Origin of the sequence: Rosistilla carotiformis, from assembly GCF_007753095.1 — a bacterium.
Classification (GTDB): Bacteria; Planctomycetota; Planctomycetia; order Pirellulales; family Pirellulaceae; genus Rosistilla; species Rosistilla carotiformis.
Map to the genome: position 1 here is coordinate 5,856,146 of NZ_CP036348.1, position 17,823 is coordinate 5,873,968.

Annotated in this window: 18 protein-coding genes; 8 read left to right on the top strand and 10 right to left on the bottom strand. The window is 57.7% G+C overall.

The genetic code is table 11. The annotated features are described in order from the left end of the window. Window positions 1-493: 493 nt before the first annotated feature. Window positions 494-1,033, top strand: coding sequence for a DUF2179 domain-containing protein (locus Poly24_RS21190; protein ID WP_145100321.1), 540 nt, complete (start codon window positions 494-496; stop codon window positions 1,031-1,033). 24 nt (window positions 1,034-1,057) lie between these two features. On the opposite strand, the gene Poly24_RS21195 is transcribed toward Poly24_RS21190, so the two are convergent. The 3 genes from Poly24_RS21195 to Poly24_RS21205 all read right to left on the bottom strand — a co-directional run bounded on the left by Poly24_RS21195 (window position 1,058) and on the right by Poly24_RS21205 (window position 3,840). Next, window positions 1,058-2,020, bottom strand: a complete 963-nt coding sequence (locus Poly24_RS21195) for a nitrilase family protein (protein WP_145100324.1) — start codon at window positions 2,018-2,020, stop codon at window positions 1,058-1,060. A 289-nt stretch (window positions 2,021-2,309) separates the two neighbouring features. Next, on the bottom strand, window positions 2,310-3,014 hold the full coding sequence (locus tag Poly24_RS21200) for a transposase (RefSeq protein WP_231753269.1): 705 nt from the start codon (window positions 3,012-3,014) through the stop codon (window positions 2,310-2,312). 88 nt (window positions 3,015-3,102) lie between these two features. Continuing rightward, window positions 3,103-3,840, bottom strand: coding sequence for a hypothetical protein (locus Poly24_RS21205; RefSeq protein ID WP_145100327.1), 738 nt, complete (start codon window positions 3,838-3,840; stop codon window positions 3,103-3,105). 602 nt (window positions 3,841-4,442) lie between these two features. On the opposite strand from Poly24_RS21205, the gene Poly24_RS21210 reads away from it, so the two are divergent. The 3 genes from Poly24_RS21210 (at window position 4,443) to Poly24_RS21220 (ending at window position 7,386) form a co-directional block, all read left to right on the top strand. Next, complete coding sequence (locus tag Poly24_RS21210) at window positions 4,443-5,000, top strand: hypothetical protein (RefSeq protein WP_231753270.1); 558 nt, start codon at window positions 4,443-4,445, stop codon at window positions 4,998-5,000. Between the two features lie 16 nt (window positions 5,001-5,016). Then, complete coding sequence (locus tag Poly24_RS21215) at window positions 5,017-5,283, top strand: hypothetical protein (RefSeq protein WP_145100334.1); 267 nt, start codon at window positions 5,017-5,019, stop codon at window positions 5,281-5,283. A 312-nt stretch (window positions 5,284-5,595) separates the two neighbouring features. Next, complete coding sequence (locus tag Poly24_RS21220) at window positions 5,596-7,386, top strand: arylsulfatase (protein WP_231753271.1); 1,791 nt, start codon at window positions 5,596-5,598, stop codon at window positions 7,384-7,386. 18 nt (window positions 7,387-7,404) lie between these two features. Here Poly24_RS21220 and Poly24_RS21225 read toward each other — a convergent pair whose 3' ends face one another. Further along, window positions 7,405-8,211, bottom strand: coding sequence for an MBL fold metallo-hydrolase (locus Poly24_RS21225; RefSeq protein ID WP_231753272.1), 807 nt, complete (start codon window positions 8,209-8,211; stop codon window positions 7,405-7,407). 263 nt (window positions 8,212-8,474) lie between these two features. Here Poly24_RS21225 and Poly24_RS21230 point away from each other — a divergent pair, with 263 nt between their 5' ends. From Poly24_RS21230 to Poly24_RS21240, 3 genes are all read left to right on the top strand, one after another. Next, the gene (locus Poly24_RS21230) at window positions 8,475-9,386 is read left to right on the top strand and encodes a sugar phosphate isomerase/epimerase family protein (protein WP_145100338.1); all 912 of its coding nucleotides are present in this window, start codon (window positions 8,475-8,477) and stop codon (window positions 9,384-9,386) included. Window positions 9,387-9,402: 16 nt separating this feature from the next. Continuing rightward, window positions 9,403-10,641 carry a M20 metallopeptidase family protein gene (locus Poly24_RS21235; RefSeq protein WP_145100341.1) on the top strand — a complete coding sequence of 413 codons (1,239 nt, stop codon included), beginning with the start codon at window positions 9,403-9,405 and terminating at the stop codon, window positions 10,639-10,641. A 104-nt stretch (window positions 10,642-10,745) separates the two neighbouring features. Then, window positions 10,746-11,864, top strand: coding sequence for a carboxylate-amine ligase (locus Poly24_RS21240; protein ID WP_145100345.1), 1,119 nt, complete (start codon window positions 10,746-10,748; stop codon window positions 11,862-11,864). Window positions 11,865-11,886: 22 nt separating this feature from the next. Here Poly24_RS21240 and Poly24_RS21245 read toward each other — a convergent pair whose 3' ends face one another. The 6 genes from Poly24_RS21245 to Poly24_RS21265 form a co-directional block, all read right to left on the bottom strand. Then, on the bottom strand, window positions 11,887-12,411 hold the full coding sequence (locus Poly24_RS21245) for a hypothetical protein (RefSeq protein WP_145100348.1): 525 nt from the start codon (window positions 12,409-12,411) through the stop codon (window positions 11,887-11,889). Window positions 12,412-12,641: 230 nt separating this feature from the next. Next, entirely contained in the window at window positions 12,642-12,977 is a 336-nt protein-coding gene (locus Poly24_RS21250; RefSeq protein WP_145100351.1) for a hypothetical protein, read from the bottom strand. A 95-nt stretch (window positions 12,978-13,072) separates the two neighbouring features. Beyond that, on the bottom strand, window positions 13,073-14,491 hold the full coding sequence (locus tag Poly24_RS21255; RefSeq protein WP_145100354.1) for a sigma-54-dependent transcriptional regulator: 1,419 nt from the start codon (window positions 14,489-14,491) through the stop codon (window positions 13,073-13,075). Between the two features lie 46 nt (window positions 14,492-14,537). Next, window positions 14,538-15,713, bottom strand: coding sequence for a PAS domain-containing sensor histidine kinase (locus tag Poly24_RS21260; RefSeq protein WP_197452075.1), 1,176 nt, complete (start codon window positions 15,711-15,713; stop codon window positions 14,538-14,540). Between the two features lie 57 nt (window positions 15,714-15,770). Then, complete coding sequence (locus tag Poly24_RS27185; protein ID WP_197452076.1) at window positions 15,771-15,920, bottom strand: hypothetical protein; 150 nt, start codon at window positions 15,918-15,920, stop codon at window positions 15,771-15,773. A gap of 262 nt (window positions 15,921-16,182) precedes the next feature. Continuing rightward, a complete protein-coding gene (locus tag Poly24_RS21265) occupies window positions 16,183-16,521 on the bottom strand; it encodes a cupin domain-containing protein (RefSeq protein WP_145100360.1) in 339 nt (112 codons plus the stop codon). 362 nt (window positions 16,522-16,883) lie between these two features. Here Poly24_RS21265 and Poly24_RS21270 point away from each other — a divergent pair, with 362 nt between their 5' ends. Next, complete coding sequence (locus tag Poly24_RS21270; RefSeq protein ID WP_145100363.1) at window positions 16,884-17,795, top strand: sugar phosphate isomerase/epimerase family protein; 912 nt, start codon at window positions 16,884-16,886, stop codon at window positions 17,793-17,795. The last annotated feature ends 28 nt before the right edge of the window (window positions 17,796-17,823 follow it).

Genomic DNA, 17,823 nt, shown 5'->3' on the forward strand with positions numbered 1-17,823 from the left:
CATGGGGCGTCTCAATTCGGTGGCTCTTCGCCGGATGGGGCGACTGCAAACAGAAATTGTTCGCAATCGGATCGATCCCCAACGATTTGGCATTGCTGACCGGCGGGGGCTGTCGATACAACAACAAAAATCAAACATCAAAACACTCTATTTTCACAAAGAGGTTCTCGGAGTCCCCCGCCGGGCCGTGAACCTTTCGCCGCTCACACGCTTCCACAGTAATTGTTCGCGCATCCAATCCTGCCATCGGTCGTTTGACCTGGCCGCGTTGCGATCCGCTCCGATTGTTGAACTTTCGCGTTTGAATGCTCTCTAACACACGTCGATCGACGTGATGCCGTCGCCAGTCCGCCGAAGGATCTGTCGCGGTTGTTTTCTGCTTGCTGTCTGCTCTTGCGTTTCGCCTGTTGTTGCGTTTCCGTTTGCAAATCCTCCTGCACATTCCTGTGGGGAACTTGCGCCACCCTTTTGACTATCCGAGATTGGAGAAGAAGTGATCGAAAGTTTCAGCGTGCCGCTAGCCAGTGCCGCACTGATCTTTGTTTTGCGCCTGGTCGATGTTTCCCTGGGAGCCTTGCGGATCTCGATGTTGTTTCGAGGTCGCCGCGCGCTGGCCGGGATGTTTGGCTTTTTTGAAGCACTCACCTGGCTGATCGCCGCTTCGTTGGTGTTGGGGAATCTCGACAGCCCGATCAAGTTCATCGCCTTTGCCAGCGGATACGCCGCCGGGACGATGCTGGGGAGCACCGTGGAGAGCTGGTTGGCGATCGGCGATGCGTTGGTCCGAATCGTGACTCCGTCCGGGACTCCCGAACTGTCGCAACTGATGCGCGACGCGGGCTATTACGTGACGACCGTCGACGCTCGCGGACGCGATGGCGACGTGCAAGTCAATCTGAGTGTCATCCCGCGGAAAATGGTCCCCGCCCTGATGTCGATGATCCATGGGATCAATCCGCAAGCGTTTATCACCTACGAAGAAACGACGCCGCTGCGGTTGGCGACCACCGCGGCGCTGAGCGTTCGGAAATAGGAAACGTTGGGAATCGCCGGCGGCTTACGATCGGTGGTCGAAGCGGACGGCGCGGGTATCCTGTTCGTCGCCGCGGCGGCGAGCTAGCGACCTATAGAGATCGGGCCGGCGGGCGCGCATCCAACGCACGCCGGTGCAGCGATCGCGAAGCGTGGGATCGAGGTCGGCGACAACCATGTCGTCGCCAGCCTTGCACGTTTCGACGATCACGCGGCCGTAGGGATCCAGGATCATCGCGTTCCCGGTGCGGACCTCGTCGTCGTCCGGGCCGATGCCGTTGCTGAAGACATAGAAAACGCCGTTGTCGTGGGCTCGCGAGGGGAGCCATCGCATCAGCCACCCGCGTCCCTTGTCGCCTGTGATTTCGGCTCCGATCGCCTCGGGATCGGTCTCTCGCGCATCCCAGACTTGGCGATCGATCACGCTCATCGCCTGCGGGCTTCCCGAATTGCAACCTCCGGTTTGGTGAGGTGCCAAGATCACCTCAGCCCCCGCCAGCGCGCAAGCTCTCGCGTTTTCAAGGATGTTGTTGTCGTAACAGATCAGCACCGCAACGCGCCAACCATTTGGGAGATCGAACAGCGTGTAGGTGTCTCCCGACTCCATGAACTCGCTGATAAAGCAATGCAGTTTACGGTGGCAATGCACTTCGCCGGCGGGCGTCGCGACGACGTACGAATTGTAAAGCACCCCCGCGGCGTCGACCTCGATCAGTCCCGCTCCGATCGTGATCTGATGTTCGGCAGCCCAAGCGAGCAGCGTTTGCGTGGTTGGCCCGTCGGGAACCGGTTCGGCCAATTTGGCCAGCTGTTGCGACGACAGTTTGCGCAGATGCCAATACCCGGTCACGCAGCACTCGGGAAAACAAACCAGTTCGGCACCTTGCCCCGCCGCCGCTTCAACAAACGGACGCATGATCGCGAGGTTCCCCGCCTTGTCGCCTGGCAGATGGTTGAATTGAACCGAAGCAACGCGAAAGTTTTTCATCAGCTCCTTGGCCTCTTAGGTAAAACGGTAGGATCGCCGCCTGCAAGAATCATCGAACCGGCCAGAGCGTGCACTCCGACGCACCCTCCGATTCAGTGAAGCAAATTAACATAGGCCGCCTGAATTGTCGCACCATCATAAAGAGCTGGAGGGTCCGTAACAACAAACGCCCGGCAGTTGCTTACGCCAGGAAATTGATTTGTGATCTGCGAGCAACGACACGTGCGGCTCACGAGATCTATTTACTCGCTTAACCGCAATACCGTTCAACGAAGCGTGGTGGACGAGGTTACGAGTCCATTTGCATCAGACCAAATCGCTGGGACTCGTAACCTCGTCCACGACGTCCCGCCGCTAAAGCTTTCGACGGACCGAGGCTCCTTCGTTGAACGGTATTGCGATTAACCGAGGGCAGGACTGAATGGCGCGAGCATGAGCGTTGGAGTCGAGGCTTCAGCCGATTTATGCGCAGCTGAATTCGCCTAAAGGCTCTGCGCCAACCGCCGCGCGGCCAGACAACATGGAAGTGATCGTCGTCTTGGACCGGAAAGCTCCTGAATCGCCAGTGGTAGACATTTCGTTCACCGGAGGTGTGATCGTGAGCGTGGTAGCGCATCGTATGCGTGGCAGGCACCCACCGCAGAAATTTGCTCATGCGTCCAGCCTCCGTAGGCCGCAACACCAACTGCCAGTGATTGGGCGACAACTGATAAGCGAGCAGCTGAACGGAATACCGCACCAATCCCTCGGCCAACATTCGCTCAAAGGCTTCGTCGTCGGCTTCCTTGTGAAAGAGATCGGCCCGCGCAATACCACGGTTTAATGCGTGGTAGATCGCGTTCGCCTCGTCAGCTCGTTTGGGGGCATGTGATCTTTTAGGAATACCAGGGCAAATTAAGCCGGAAAGAGTTTCACCCCTTTTTTCGCACCAGGCCCCTCGTCTGCTACTCTGTGCCTTCGTGTCTCCGTGAGAGTTCTCCGGCCCCCAGCACAAGGGCTCTCACTGAAACACTATGGCACAGAGTCGCAGACGAATTCGATCGATGAATTCGCCTGCTGAGTCTGCTCGCGTGCGGATTTAACTATCGCTGGTAGCCAACAGCGAACACGGTACCAAATAAGCCGAATGTCTCGCCATTATCGTTGGTATAGCCGTTCCAGTTCTGGGCTTCCACACCGGCGCGACCGAATACCATGCCGCCACACCTCAAGGCGAGTTGACCTTGAATACCGACTTGTAATTCGGTGGCGCTAACTGCCAGGTCATCGTCGTTACCGCTGTCACCAAACAACACGCTGTGGCGAGCGATACTGTAAAGAGCAATCGAATCGCTCCACATGTATTGAAGTTCGGCCCCGACGATTAATCCATAACCGTCCTCCAGCGTATCGCCTTCTGTCTCGGTCATCTCAGCCCAGCGGGCACCACCAGAGAACGTTCCCAACCAACGGCTACCCATTTCGATCGTACTAAACAACTCACCGTCGACGGTTTGCACCGTGAAGTCTGAGTCCTGGGTGTTAACGTCGTAGTCCAACCAGCGGCCGCGGAATCCAAATCCGGTAGGACTAACGTAGCCGATTGTCAGGCGGAGCGCCTCCTTAAAATCGTGCGTGTCGGAATCCGAGTCACCATCGGGATCCGTATTGTAAGGACGAAGCAACAACAGTTCGGGCATGATGAAGGCACCACCCGAATTAAAGCCGCTGCTATTTCCATTGAAGTAACGACTGTTCTGTCCATCCGCGGCATCCACGTTGCCAAGTCCCCCGATTACCGAGCAAATCGCAAACGTGGAAAACAAAAATAACAATCTCATCGCCTTAGTCCCTTAAAGAATGATTTACGTACACGACCGTACAGGTACTTCGGCGAGGTTGAGCGTACGAAGTCGCCGCCCAAATCCTGCCACCTAACACGGGAGCCAATGTCTTCATTGGCGGCGTACATCGCTACCAAGCTGCATCGTCTCGGCACTCGATCTACCAATGCTATTTGCAGATCGGGGGGGGAAGCAGAACGTAGTTGTAAGACGTCGCAAGACCCGTGTGACTACAACCATGCAAGCTAGTAGAGACTCTCTGTTCATCTATGTTGATGTCGGATTTGGGGTAGCCCACAGTCAACGACCTACAGACGCCCTCGGTCAGCTGCAGGCCGGCGCATATGCCTGCCCAAATATCTCACATAAACGTTACGACCCGAAACGATCGCACTATCGTTGCGCAGCCGAACTTGCGGTGACGATCATCCCTCCAACTCCGGAAAGTTCTACGACGCGACGATTTTCGTACGCCCACGTGCAGTTTTCCATCTAACACAGGCGATGTCACGATGATTGTTTCCCAGCGACTACTATGGATCGCATTGGTGTGCCTGACATGTAACGCAGCAGGATGCCGGTTACCCGCTGCGAAGACGGTGGCATCACCCGAGTCGGAAGTCGCGCCGACCGCCACGACTCGGATAACTTACAGCACGGCGTCGGATCGTCTGAATCTCGCAGGCGGCGCGGCAACAACGCTACTGGCAGCTCACGGCCACGCGTCACAGATGGTGCTGCCAAATATGACACGCAGCACAATGCAAATTCAGTACCCCCATCCGTCAGGGACTGCCGAGTCGGCTCAAGTTACATTAATTACACATCTCGACGATGATGAAACCGCCAGCGTGCCAACGATGCTCGCAAGTTTTGCGTCGCAACACCCCGATTCACCTCGATCCGATCGTCGAGTCGTGGATGTCGTAACGCTTGACATTCCTGCTTGGCAAGCCGTGGCACTGCGGAACCAATTACAGCAACAGAAGTTCTTTCGTCGTTCGCGAGTACTCAACGCCGAAGTCGAACTGGCCGTGGATGAACCCAGCGGTCGCTTCGGCAAGTCGTTTCACTCAGTCCCAGAATTTGATGCTTTGTTGCTGCGAGCCGCTATGGAAGGACGGCAGTTGCGTCCCAATCCCAATCCCCAAATCTAAGCCGTTACCAAAGCCCGTGAATCGAATAAGTTGGGGCAGGAGGGGACATCCACAAAATGATCGCCTTCCCAACGAGCAAAAAGAGGTGGGCAGGACTCTTCTTATTGCGCAAGCTGCGATGTCCCAGGTAATGACGAGCTTGCCAAGTTTCTGGATCGTTTGGGGCACATTGAATCTGATCGCGTTAACTCTTTTGATCCTGACGCTCTTGGCGATCCTCGCCTTTGCTCTCATCGGTGGCGCAGCATTCGACTCGTTTCGCTCCTCTTTTCCGATGGGCTGATCCGCTGGTGTTGTGGCTAGCCGCCCAACTCGTGCTGCAGGTTCGATTCACCGTCAACAACGGCGGTCTATCGCCCGACCGAATTGACAAGCACCCGGCGTGTTTTGGTTCGAGGACCACGCGGGAATTGATTTGTGATTTGCGACCAACGACACTATTGGGTCGCAAGGTCTGTTTGTCTGAGGCTCGGGGATGTGGCGAGTTGGCGGCGCGATGGGGGTGGCATGCCTCATCGATCTGCCGCGCGAGAGTGACTTGCGGAATCGAGCCGTCGCTTGCTCCCGATCGATCCAAAACTCTAAGGGGTTCGGTATGCGTTTGTTTGTTGCCACGTCGATGCGAATTCACGCAGTGTTTGCGCACCGTCGGACGACTTGTTGGCGGAGTCGCTTGCCGATGGCGGCGTTTGCTGGGATCGTCGGTATCCTGCTGGCCGGGCCGCAGCGCGACGTGGTGGCTGAGGAGACCAAGGCCAGTGATCGGCCGAACATTATCTACATCCTGGCCGATGACATGGGGTACTCCGACATCGGTTGTTATGGCAGCGAGATCGCGACGCCGAATTTGGATGCGTTGGCTGACAACGGGATTCGGTTCACTCAGTTCTATAACACGGCGAGGTGTTGTCCGACGCGAGCGAGCCTGCTGACGGGACTCTATCCGCATCAAGCGGGCATCGGTCACATGATGGACGATCGCGGACACGACGGATATCGCGGCGACCTGAACCGGAACTGTGTGACGATCGCCGAGGTGCTGGGGCAGGCGGGCTACCGGACTTACATGTCGGGCAAGTGGCATGTCACCAAGACGGTTCAGCCCAAAGATGAATCGGGCAAACACAACTGGCCACGGCAGCGCGGATTCGATCGCTTCTATGGCACGATCCACGGCGCGGGCAGCTTCTACGATCCCAATTCGTTGACTCGCGACAACCATTTGATCTCCCCTTATGCCGACTCGCAGTACCAGCCGGAGACCTATTACTACACCGATGCGATCAGCGATCACGCGGTGCGGTTTATCGAGGAGCATCGCGATCAAATCGACCAGCAACCGTTTTTTATGTACGTTGCGTACACCGCCGCTCATTGGCCGATGCACGCGTTGGAAAAGGACATCGCCAAATATCGAGGCAAATACGACGCGGGGTACCAGGCGATCCGCGATGCTCGGTACCAGCGGATGATCGATTTGGGAGTGATCGATGCGGGGAGCACGATCAATTGGCCGATCCCCGACGCCTGGAAGCTGACTAAGTTTCTCGACTGGGATATTCGCAACATGGAAGTCTATGCGGCGATGATCGACAACATGGATCAGGGGATCGGGCGGATCATCGCTTCGCTGAAAGCGACCGGCCAGTTCGACAACACGCTGATCTGTTATCTGCAAGACAACGGTGGATGCGCGGAGAACTACGGTCGCGGCAAGATCGGCCCACCGCGAGAAGACAAACCGACACTGCCGCCGTTGGCTGACGATTATCTGGAACCCGACATGCAGCCCAAACAGACGCGCGACGGATATCCGGTCCGCGTCGGCAAGGGGGTCATGGCGGGACCGGCGGACACTTATATCGGATACGGTCGCGGCTGGGCGACGGTCTCCAACACGCCGTTTCGCGAATACAAACACTGGACGCACGAGGGAGGTGTTTCGACGCCGATGATCGTCCATTGGCCCGCCAGGATCGACCGACGGGGAGAGCTGGAAAAGACGCCGGGCCACTTGATCGATCTGATGGCGACAGCTGTCGATGTCGCCGAGGCGGACTATCCCGAGATCTTTCACGACGGCCAGTCGATCCAACCGATGGAGGGAAAGAGCTTGCTGCCCACCTTTGCCGGACGACCGCTGCAGCGCGAAGCGATCTACTGGGAGCACGAAGGGAACCGAGCGGTTCGCCGCGGCGATTACAAGCTGGTCGCCAAGGGAGCTGAGGGGCAATGGGAACTGTACAACATCGCCGCCGATCGCAGCGAACAGAACGACCTGGCGACGCAGCAGCCGCAGATCGTCAAAGAACTGGCTGCGCTATGGCAGGCGTACGCCGAGCGGGCGAATGTGTTTCCGCTGAAGCCGCGGCCGCTGGGACATTAGAATCAGAGCGGGCCGACGTTACGTCAGTGGGATTCGCATCCCGTCGTAGGCGAGGTTGATTCCCGGCGGCAGTTTGGCGTCGTCGATGTCGTGATCCAATTCGTGGCAGATGTGCGTCAGGTAGGTCTGCTTGGCTCCCGTTTTGCGAGCGACTTCGATCGCTTGATCGACGCTAAAGTGCGTCGCGTGAGGCGTGTAGCGGAGGGCGTCGATGATCAACACATCGAGCCCTTCCAGCAGCGGCCAGCTCTCGTCTGGGATCTCGTTGGTGTCGGTGCAATAGGCGACGTTGCCGACGCGAAAGCCCAAAACATCGAAGTGCGGCCCGTGACGCAAGCGGATCGGCGTCACTGTCGACCCCAAAACGTCAAACGGTTCCAGCCCGATCTGCAGCATCGTCAGCGACGGGCGAGCTCCGGGATGCGTGTCGTCGCGGTCGGCGAAGGCGTAGTCGAAGGCGGCGTAGATCCGCTTTTGAACCAGCGGTTCGCTGTAGATCGGGATCGGATGACCAACATAAAAAGGGAACAGCCGCAGGTCGTCGAGACCATATAAATGGTCGGCGTGTTCGTGGGTGTAAGCGACCGCGTGAACCAGCCCGATCCGCTCGCGGAGCAATTGTTCGCGAAGATCGGGGGGGGTGTCGATCAACAGATTCCCCTCGGGCAACCCCAAGATGACCGAACATCGGGTCCGATTGTTCTTCGGATTCGAGCTCTGACAGACGTCGCATCCACAACCGATCGCGGGAACCCCGACGCTGGTTCCGGTTCCCAGCATGATCATCTGGCCCGAAAAGTCGGTGGAGACCAGTTTCTTTTTCACGAAAGTGACCAAAAAATTGAGCGATCGAGGAGGACGAAACACGCTGAATCGTTGCAATTCGCAAGCCTAACCGGGTTTGCTCTCGGCTCCAACCGGGATCGCCCCCGCTTTCTCAACGCCGAACCGCAACGATTTGCTAAAACCCACTATACGTTTTGCGTGCTTTTTGCCATACTTCTGCGTTCTGAATCGACAAAAACAACTGCCCGCGGTGGGCGACACGAACAAACGTTAATAGATAAGAATTGGTACGGAGTAGATCTGTGTACAAAAATTTCGCAGCACAGGGTTTAGGGATTTCGGGTCGCCAAAGTGAATTGATCGAGCTGGCACTCACCTACGGCTTCCGTGGACTGGACATCGATCTGAGCGACATGTACCGCCGCGTTCAACGCAGCGACTTCGATCGCGCAGCGCGCTTCCTGCATGCCGCCGATGTCGTCGTGAGTGGTTTTGATGTTCCCGTCAATCTCGATGCCGACGACGACGCCTTTGCCGCTCAAGTCGCTCAGTTGCATCCAGCGGCCGAAGTCGCGGGCAAATTGAACGCCAAGGTCGGCAGCATCGTCGTCCCTGCGGCAACCGATCGTTTGCCCTACCACGAGTACTTCGAAGCGATCACCAAGCGTTTGAATCAAATCGCCGAGTGCTTGGCTGGCCAGAACATCCAATTGGCCGTCGGTTTCCAAGCCGCTTCGGAATTGGCTGAAGGCAAGCAGTTCGAATTCATCCGCAATGTCGAAGGCTTCCTGCCACTGGTGAAAGGTGCTGGTGACAATATCGGCTTCCTGATCGACACTTTCAATTGGTTTGCTGGTGGCGGAACGCTGGAGGAATTGACCGCGTTGAAGCCAGAGAAAATCACTTCCGTTCGCCTGTCGGGCATCTCCGAAGAAGCCGACGCTGCAGCGATCAAGCGTGCCGACCGCACGTTGCCAGAAATCTGTGAAGCAATCGACTTTGTCGCAATCGCCAAGCACCTGGTTTCGATCAAATACAGCGGTCCTGTTTCGGCATACTCCGCCCCCGGCAACGTCCGTGGTGGAACGCGGGAAACCGTTGGCAACAAGGCGCAAGAAGCGTTGGATGCGATCTTCATCGGTGCGGGTCTGACCGTGGCACCTCGTCCCATGGACACCATCTCGGACATCGTTGTCGACATGATGATGGAATAAACCCCTTAGAGACAACGTGGAATCCAAGGCACCGCAGCAATCCGCCGCCTGGATAGGGCCGCTTGAATCCGCCGTTGAAGAGTCGCTTGATGGGCTGTTCAAGCTGCGGCGTTATTTGCACCAACACCCGGAACTTTCGGGTGAAGAGTTCGAAACGACGACCCACGTTGCCCGGCTGATCGAAGGGCTCCCGCTTCCGCTGAGAATCGCGGATCAACGCCGCGGCCTTACTTGCGAATTGCTCGCCCCCGATGCGGCAAGCAATCTACCTCGATTGGCGCTGCGAGCGGACATCGACGCGCTGCCGATCCAAGACGCCAAGCAGGTCGATTACCACAGCACCCGCGACGGCGTCATGCACGGGTGCGGTCACGACGTCCACACGACGATGCTCTACGGAGCGTTGCGCGTGCTTCACCAAATGGCGTCGCGCGATCAATTGCCTTGGCCGATCGCCGTGCGTGGCATCTTCCAACCCGCCGAAGAGACCGCTGTCGGCGCGCGGTACATGATCCTGAACCAGGCATTGCATGATGTCGCGGCGATCATCGGAATCCATTGCGACCCCAGTCGCAGTGTCGGCCGGATCGGAATTAGCCCCGGCCCGCTGACAGCGAATTGCGACATGTTTAAGGTCAAGTTTCGGGGGCGTGGCGGCCACGGCGCTCGACCTCATCAAACGATCGACCCCATTGATGCGGCAACGCAGTGGGTGCAATCGGTCTACCGTTCGGTCTCCCGCGCGTTCGATCCCCACGAAGCGACGGTGATCTCGATTGGCCGCTTTGAAGCGGGCAATAAAGCGAATGTGATCCCCGACCACGCCGTTCTCGAAGGAACGTTGCGTACGTTCCATTCCGGCGCACGGGCCTCGGCTCTGGAGACGATCGCCAAGATCAGCGAAGCATTGACCATGGCGACAGGCTGCCTGGTCGACTTTGAACTCGGCTTTTCCGCGCCAGCAGTCGTCAACGATCCTCACCTGGTCGACGTTGTCACCCACGCGGCACAGCAAACCCTGGGCGATCACGCGGTTGAACCGATCCCCCGTCCCAGCATGGGAAGCGAAGACTTTTCTTATTACCTGGAGCACATTCCCGGCGCGATGTTCCGGTTGGGAACGTGTAGCGAACAAATCGGGCAAGAGCCGCTGCATTCGCCCCATTTCGATATCGACCAACGAGCGATCGCCGGTGGTGTACGATTATTAGCAGCGACGGTGATCGAATATTTTGATCCCCATCGCAACGGCTGACAATCCTCGCTGGCTCTCACGAACCTCGCAGCGGACGTTTGCTGGCGAAGCCACGATGGTGTCGGATCAACCATAAAACCTCGCGTTCCAGAGGACAGTCTCCGATGGGTAAATTGCACTTCAACGGCAACGATTCGAAGACGATCGGCGTCGAAATCGAACTCGCATTAGTCGACGCCCAAACGTTTGCGTTGGCCAACCGATCGGACGAACTCATCAATCGTCTCCCCCCTGAATTTGCCGGTCAGTACAAACCCGAACTGATGCAAAATTGCGTCGAGATCAACACGGGTGTCTGCGAGACCGTAGCCCAAGTACGCCAGGACTTGGCCGGCAAAACCAAGGTGCTGGAATCGACAGCCGAGGCGTTGGGTATGCGGTTGTGGTGGGGATCGACGCATCCGTTCAGCCACTGGCGCGATCAAGTGATCACCCCAACCGAACGGTACCAAAACCTGGTCGTCCTGCTGGAAGAGATGGCCCGGCGGATGGCGACCTTCGGACTGCATGTCCATATCGGCGTCGATTCGGGAGACAAAGCGGTGATGATCTGCGACCGGATCATGCAGCACTTGCCGACCCTGTTGGCCCTCAGTTGCAGCAGTCCGTACTGGGAGGATCGCGATACCGGGCTGCATTCTCATCGCTCCAAGATCATGGAAGGGCTGCCGACCGCTGGCCTGCCGACGCTGATGCGGAACTGGAGCGAATACGTTTGGTTGGTCAACCACATGATCGAAACCGGGTTCATCAATTCGATCCGCGAGATCTGGTGGGACGTTCGTCCACACCATAATTTTGGCACCGTCGAGGTTCGCGTCTGCGATATGCCTGGCAGCATGGACGATGTTTGCGCGTTGTCGGCGCTGATCCAGTGCCTGGTCAAACAGCTGTCGGACGAGATCGACGAGGGGACCTACCAATTCGATTGCCATCCGATGATGGTCCAACAGAACAAATGGCGAGCCGCGCGCTATGGGATCGATGCCGGGCTGGTGAACACCTACAGCTACGAAGTCCAACCAGTGGTCGAGGTGGCCGACAGCTTGGCGACGTGGCTCAAACCGATCGCCCAAGAATTGGGCTGCGAGGACGAACTGGCAGAGATTTCCAGGGTCGCTCGAGGCCCCAGCTGGGCCCAACGACAGCGAGATCTATTCGAACTCAGCGGCGACAAAAAAGAGGTCGTCCGCGTTCTAACCGATCAATCGCGGCTCGCCTGAATCGGCCGCCGCACGGCTCCGCTTACTGAACCGGTTGTTGCCAATTCAGCGGAGAGGTCGATGGTTTTGGCGCCGGCGGATCATCTTGCATTCCCGCATACTGAGCGGTGCTGGTTGCCGGTTGTGGCGTCGGAGCAAAATTGGATGCGGGCGTGGACAAAGGAACGGGCTGCCTAGCTTCGGCAAATCCGCGGAAACCGCCCAACTCGCCACCATTCGTCTGAACACTGGCCGTTGGTTGGGCTGCACTATTGCGATCGACAAACGATGACTGAACGACGCCGCTGCCCACAGCCCCGCTGCCGACGGCGGCGTTGTTGCTGGCCAAACTGACTGTCGACGCACTAGCTGCCGCGTTGGCTTGACCGGCTACCGGTTGCCCTTTGTAGTAGCGATCGGGAATCGGATAGCTGCCCGTTGCCGGCGGGGGCACGCGGCTTGGCGTGAGCGCCGTCATCGGATTGGGGATCGGCGTCCCTTGACGGCAGCCTGTGGCCAGGGCCACAAACGCAAGCAAGGCTACAAGTGATTTGGTTTGTTGACGCATTGCAATCAAGTCACATTTGGATTGAACATCTCTCGAATACCCATTCTCCCACGCTTTCTGCGGGAACTTGCGATCCACCCTACCAAGCATTTTGGTGGGACGTACAGATCAATTCCCGGGAAAACCCGTTCGGGCAAGCCGAGTTGTCTGTGCTTTTGATAGCGGTAGCGTCCAGCAGCGAAACACGCCCACGGACACAAAGGGGCCCAACGTCCCATCGGCTTCGTCGGTTAGCCCACCAATGTCAACTCACGCTGACAAGTGTCAACCGGAAGTGACACCCAGGGAGTCGCGATTTCATGCGGGATCATCAGGTCCAGCCTGCGGCCGTCCACGGTAAGCGAGAGCTGAGTTTGGGCAAACGCGGATTGCTGGCGTCCCAACGATTGCGTGACGCGAATCGCTAACTGAACCGCGTGATAGGACGCGGCTACCGCGTGAACCACAGCGGTTTCCGCATCGACCTCCAACGAAATCGGTCGGACCGAGCCATGCGTTTGAGCGATCAATTCCGCACTGTATTCGTTCCGCCACTGGTTCTCTCGACTCCATTGCTCCAAAATCATCGGCACCGTCCCTGTCAGAAGTACGCAAAAAAGAAGTTACGACCATCAACAGAGCAAGCGGGGTGCCATTGGCTGTATCCACCGATCAAAACGGTCTATCTGCGATAATCCGCCGCAGCGATCCCATGCTTCTTCAGCAGCTTGTGCATCCCCTGGCGCGACAGCCCCGCTTGCTGAGCCGCCTGCGAAATGTTGCCTGCATGTTTCTCTAGCAACGAAGAGAGGTAGGCATGTTCGGCGTTTTCGATAGCTTCATCTCGCGATGAATTCTCCAGTCCCGACACGCTAGCCGCCACATCGAGCGTTTTCCGCATCCCGGGTTGGGCAGCTTGCCGGACGGCTTCGGGGAGGTCGCCGACCTCAACACAATCGGTCCGCGCCAGCGCCGTGGCGCGTTCGATAGCGTTTCGCAGTTCGCGGATATTGCCGGGCCAGTCGTATTGCTGGAAGCACCGCAGTGTTGCATCGGAGAATCCCGAAACCGACGATCCGGCCGGTTTCAGTTGAGGAAGAAATCGCTCGGCCAGCAACAGCACGTCGTCGCCGCGGTCGCGCAGCGGAGGGAGTTCGATGTGGATCACACCCAGGCGATAGAAGAGGTCGCGGCGGAAGCGTCCGGCGGCAACTTCCAGTTCCAGATTCCGGTTGGTGGCACAGATGAATCGCGTGTCAACTTGGACGGGAGTGCTCTGACCAACCGGCGTGAAGGTTTGCTCTTGGATCGCGCGAAGCAGTTTCGCCTGCGACGTGGCGGGCAGTTCTCCCAATTCGTCGAAGAACGCCGTTCCCCGATCGCACTGATTCAATAGCCCCACCTGATCCTTCACCGCACCGGTGAACGAGCCTTTGATGTGGCCAAACAGTGCCGATTCGAATAGCGATTCGGGGATCGCGGTGCAATCGATCACTTGGAAACGATTCTCTCGGCGGGCGCTGTGTTGGTGGATCGCCCTCGCGATCACCTCCTTCCCCGTGCCGCTTTCGCCAGTGATCAAGATGTTGGTGTCGACAGCGGCGACGCGGTCGACGATGTCCAGCAGTTCGATCATCTGCGGGCAGCGCGCGATGATCTCGGGGTACCGTTCGTTTAACGTCCGCGAATCGTCGGTCGGCGCGACTTCAACTTTGGTTGTCGAGGAGGATTGGACCAGGGCGCGGCGAACGCTCCCCAACAGGTCCTCGAATTTGACCGGCTTCAATAGATAGTCAGCGATGCCTAACCGCACACTTTCAATTGCCGATGGGACCGACGGCACGCCGGTGATCACGATCATTGGGATTTGAGGCCAGTTCCCTCGCCCTTCGTGCAGCAATTCCAGCTTCAGATTGCCGGGCATGTTGAGATCCGAAAGGATTAGGTCAAACGGAGCCTCGTGCAACGCGTGCAGTGCGGCCCCTGCATCGGCGACGCATACGCAGGTATAGCCGGCCTTGCGCAGCAGTTCACCGGTCGTCCGCAGATACAGCGGTTCGTCGTCGGCGATCAAGATCCGTGCGGATGGGGTTGGGTTCATCGATTCGATCGTGTTGTGAGACGTCGGGGTGAGTCGGGGGACAGAGTTATTCTTTTGGGAATACCGCGATGAATTTTGATCCACGTCCGACTTGGCTGTCGACTTCGATCGAACCTCCCATCGCTTCGATCAGGCTCCGCGAGACCGACAATCCCAGCCCCATTCCCTGGCGTGGTTGCCCTGTCTTAGTGCTAAAAAATGGGTCGAAGATCTGGCTCAACGTTTCCGGGGCGATCCCCTCGCCGCGATCCGAAACCTCCACCCGCACCGAATGCCCGGCCGATTCGACAGCAATCGACACATTTTCTCCCGCGGGAGACGCTTGAATCGCGTTGCGGATCAGATTCAAGAGGATTTGTTTCACCTCCCCTTCGGAAAGCGTGATTTCGTTCGGACGCTTCGCTGGGTGGAATTCCAGCTGAACGTCGTATTTTTTTGCAACGGGTTCCAGCAGCGACACGACATCGGCGATCGTGTGTTCGATCGTCAACAGCGATTTATGTTGCGCGCTGGGTCGGTACAGTTGGTACATTTGGTGGGTGATCGAGCTGATCCGTTCGATCTCGCGGTCGATCAGTTCCAGCAGTTCGTAATGCTCGTGCTCCGGTGACATGTCGCCTTTGATCAGCGCAAACGCGTTGCGAATTCCCGCCAACGGATTGTTGACTTCATGAGCAACTCCAGCGGCTAATTGCCCCAACGCGGCAAGCTTTTCCATCTTCCGGCGGTGCATTTCCAGCTGAGCGATCCGCGCCGTTCGCTCCTGCACCAACTGTTCTAGGTGCTCGGCGTGCAGACGCAGTTGGTCGCGCAGCTTCTGTCGCTCGGTGAAATCGCGTGCACTGGCTCGGAAACCTAAGTGCTTGCCCGATTCGTCGTACATCGGTTGCCATGAGACCGCCATCCAACGGATGCTTCCATCGCGATGGATGGCCCGAAATTCGACATCGTTTCCGAACTGCCCCGCTTTCGCTTGATGCATCATCGCGGAGATCCGAGCGCGGTCCTCCGGTACGATCATCGGCAACGGGTAATCGGTCATCGCCAGACACTCGTCGGGCCAATACCCCGTCATTCGATGGACCGCTGCATTGACCCACAACAATCGGCCCGATGGCGAGAGCCAACTTTCCCAGTCGTAGGTGTAGTTCGCAATCGCCCGGAAGTAGTCGTTGCTAATCTCCCCACGGGCGTCGGATGGTAGTTCCGGCTTGGTTTTCATCGCGTTCATTTTAACACCCGCAGCGGTTCGCGTCCCACTGGCTTCTGGGGATCGCGATTAGCAAAGCGATCGCAACAGAATTGCGATCACGACCACAAGGATTGCAATCACCTGCCCAAACAAGGTTTCGCGACGGCGAGAAGCGAGAATCTCTTCGTCGCGTTCGAGCGGATCGACGAGCGTCATTTCCGGGTTGCGCATCAACATAATGGGACTCTTTCAATCGGAGATAAGAAACGGCACCCCCGTTGGTGTCGATCACACCACAACGCAATCAACATGCCAGATCGCTGAAACGGCAGATAATTGGCAAGTTTGTGGAGAATTCCGAGTCGACGTCCCGAATCGCGTCAACCGTCGGCGACACTGTCCGGTTCGGTTGACAACCAAACAGCGTCGGCGATCCTGCTAGTCATTGCCACAAGTCGTCCAACCTTCACAACGATCGGCGTCGCTTTCGATGCTCCGCTTACGCATCTGCCGGACGACGTAAGATCGTCACCAGCAGCGACGAGTCTTCGACAGCTTGTAGCGCATGCGGTTCGGCGGCAGGAAGGTGCAACAGTCGTCCCGATGTCAGTTCGTGTGTCTTGCCCATCGCCGTGAATTCCACTTTCCCTTCCAGGCAATGGACCGTGATCTCGCCTGGTGCCTTGTGTTCGGCGATCTTCTTCCCCGCGGGAAGGACCATCCGCAACAGTTCCATCGCGTCCGACTTCAACAGCGCGTGGGTCTTCGCCGTGGGAAGCTCGCTCCCTAAGGGGCCGACGGCGATGATCTCGCCAGATTTTGCGTGGGGAATTGTCATCCGATGCGGCTCCAAAATTTGAGGGTGACGGGCTGGATGAAACATGAGTTCCGGTGACCTCTATTAATGTATACCTTTGAGTGCATTATTGGCAAGCGGCTTCGGAGCGAGTTGGGGCTGTCTGCCGTTCGCCGCGGTTGGGGCACGATCCCATCAGCGGATGGCCGCGCCGGAGGAGTCGAAATGTTGAACGCTCCGATGCTTGAACGGTTACACTGGTTACCGCATACGTTTTTCTCGCCTTCACGGTTGGTGTGACAACCCAGCGTGCTTGGATGAGAAGCTTTTCTTGACCTCCAACGAACCTGCGTCTCGATGGATCGAAGCCGGATCGTGCGACTCGTACCCCCTTTTGCAATCCGATGAAATACAACCGACGCTTCGCGATGGGCGCACTCGCTGCAGGCCTCGCCGCTCGCTGGACTCACGCCGATGAAAAGCCGCAAAGTTCGGATTCGCCATCCCCATGGGGACCGTTGTGCGTCTTTGCCAAGCCGCTGCAGATGCTGAGTTTCCCGGAGCTGGCCGATCTGTTGGTTAAGCAGCAGTGGGATGGGATCGAAGCGACCGTTCGCAAGGGAGGCCAGGTGGAGCCGCCGCAGGTTGGGGAGCAATTGCCCAAGCTGGTCGATGCGTTGGCGGCAAAAGAGAAGCAGGTCGTGTTGTTCGCCAGCGATATCAACAGCGTCGAACAACCGCTGACCGAACCGACATTGCGGGAGGCGGCCAAGTTGGGGATCCGCTACTATCGAATGTCCTACTATCGATACGACCTCGATCGACCGATCTTGCCCCAGCTGGATCGATTCACTCGCCAGGTCGAACAGTTGGTACAGCTGAACCGCGAGGTGGGCATCACGGCGCTCTACCAGAATCACGCGGGGACGCGGTATTGCGGTGCGGGGATGTGGGATCTCTATCGGATTGCTGCCGACCAGCCAAAGGAACAATTGGCCGTCGCGTTCGACATCCGGCATGCTACCGTTGAAGCCGGGCTGTCGTGGCCGATACATTGGAGCATGTTGCGGGAACATGTCGGCGCGTTGTATTGCAAAGATTTTCGCTGGAACGAGGCGAAGGTGGAGAACGTTCCGTTGGGATCGGGACTGGTCTCCACCAGCTTTTATGATCGGCTGCGGAAAGATCCGATCGCGGGAATCCCCGTTTCGGTCCACATGGAATACATCGATCATCGCGATCCGCAAAAAGCGGCTCAGCGGATCGAAGCGGTCGCCGACGACCGTCGGGCGATCCGACGCCTGCTGGGAGTTTGACGTCGCCGTGTCTGGAAGGGAAACCTAC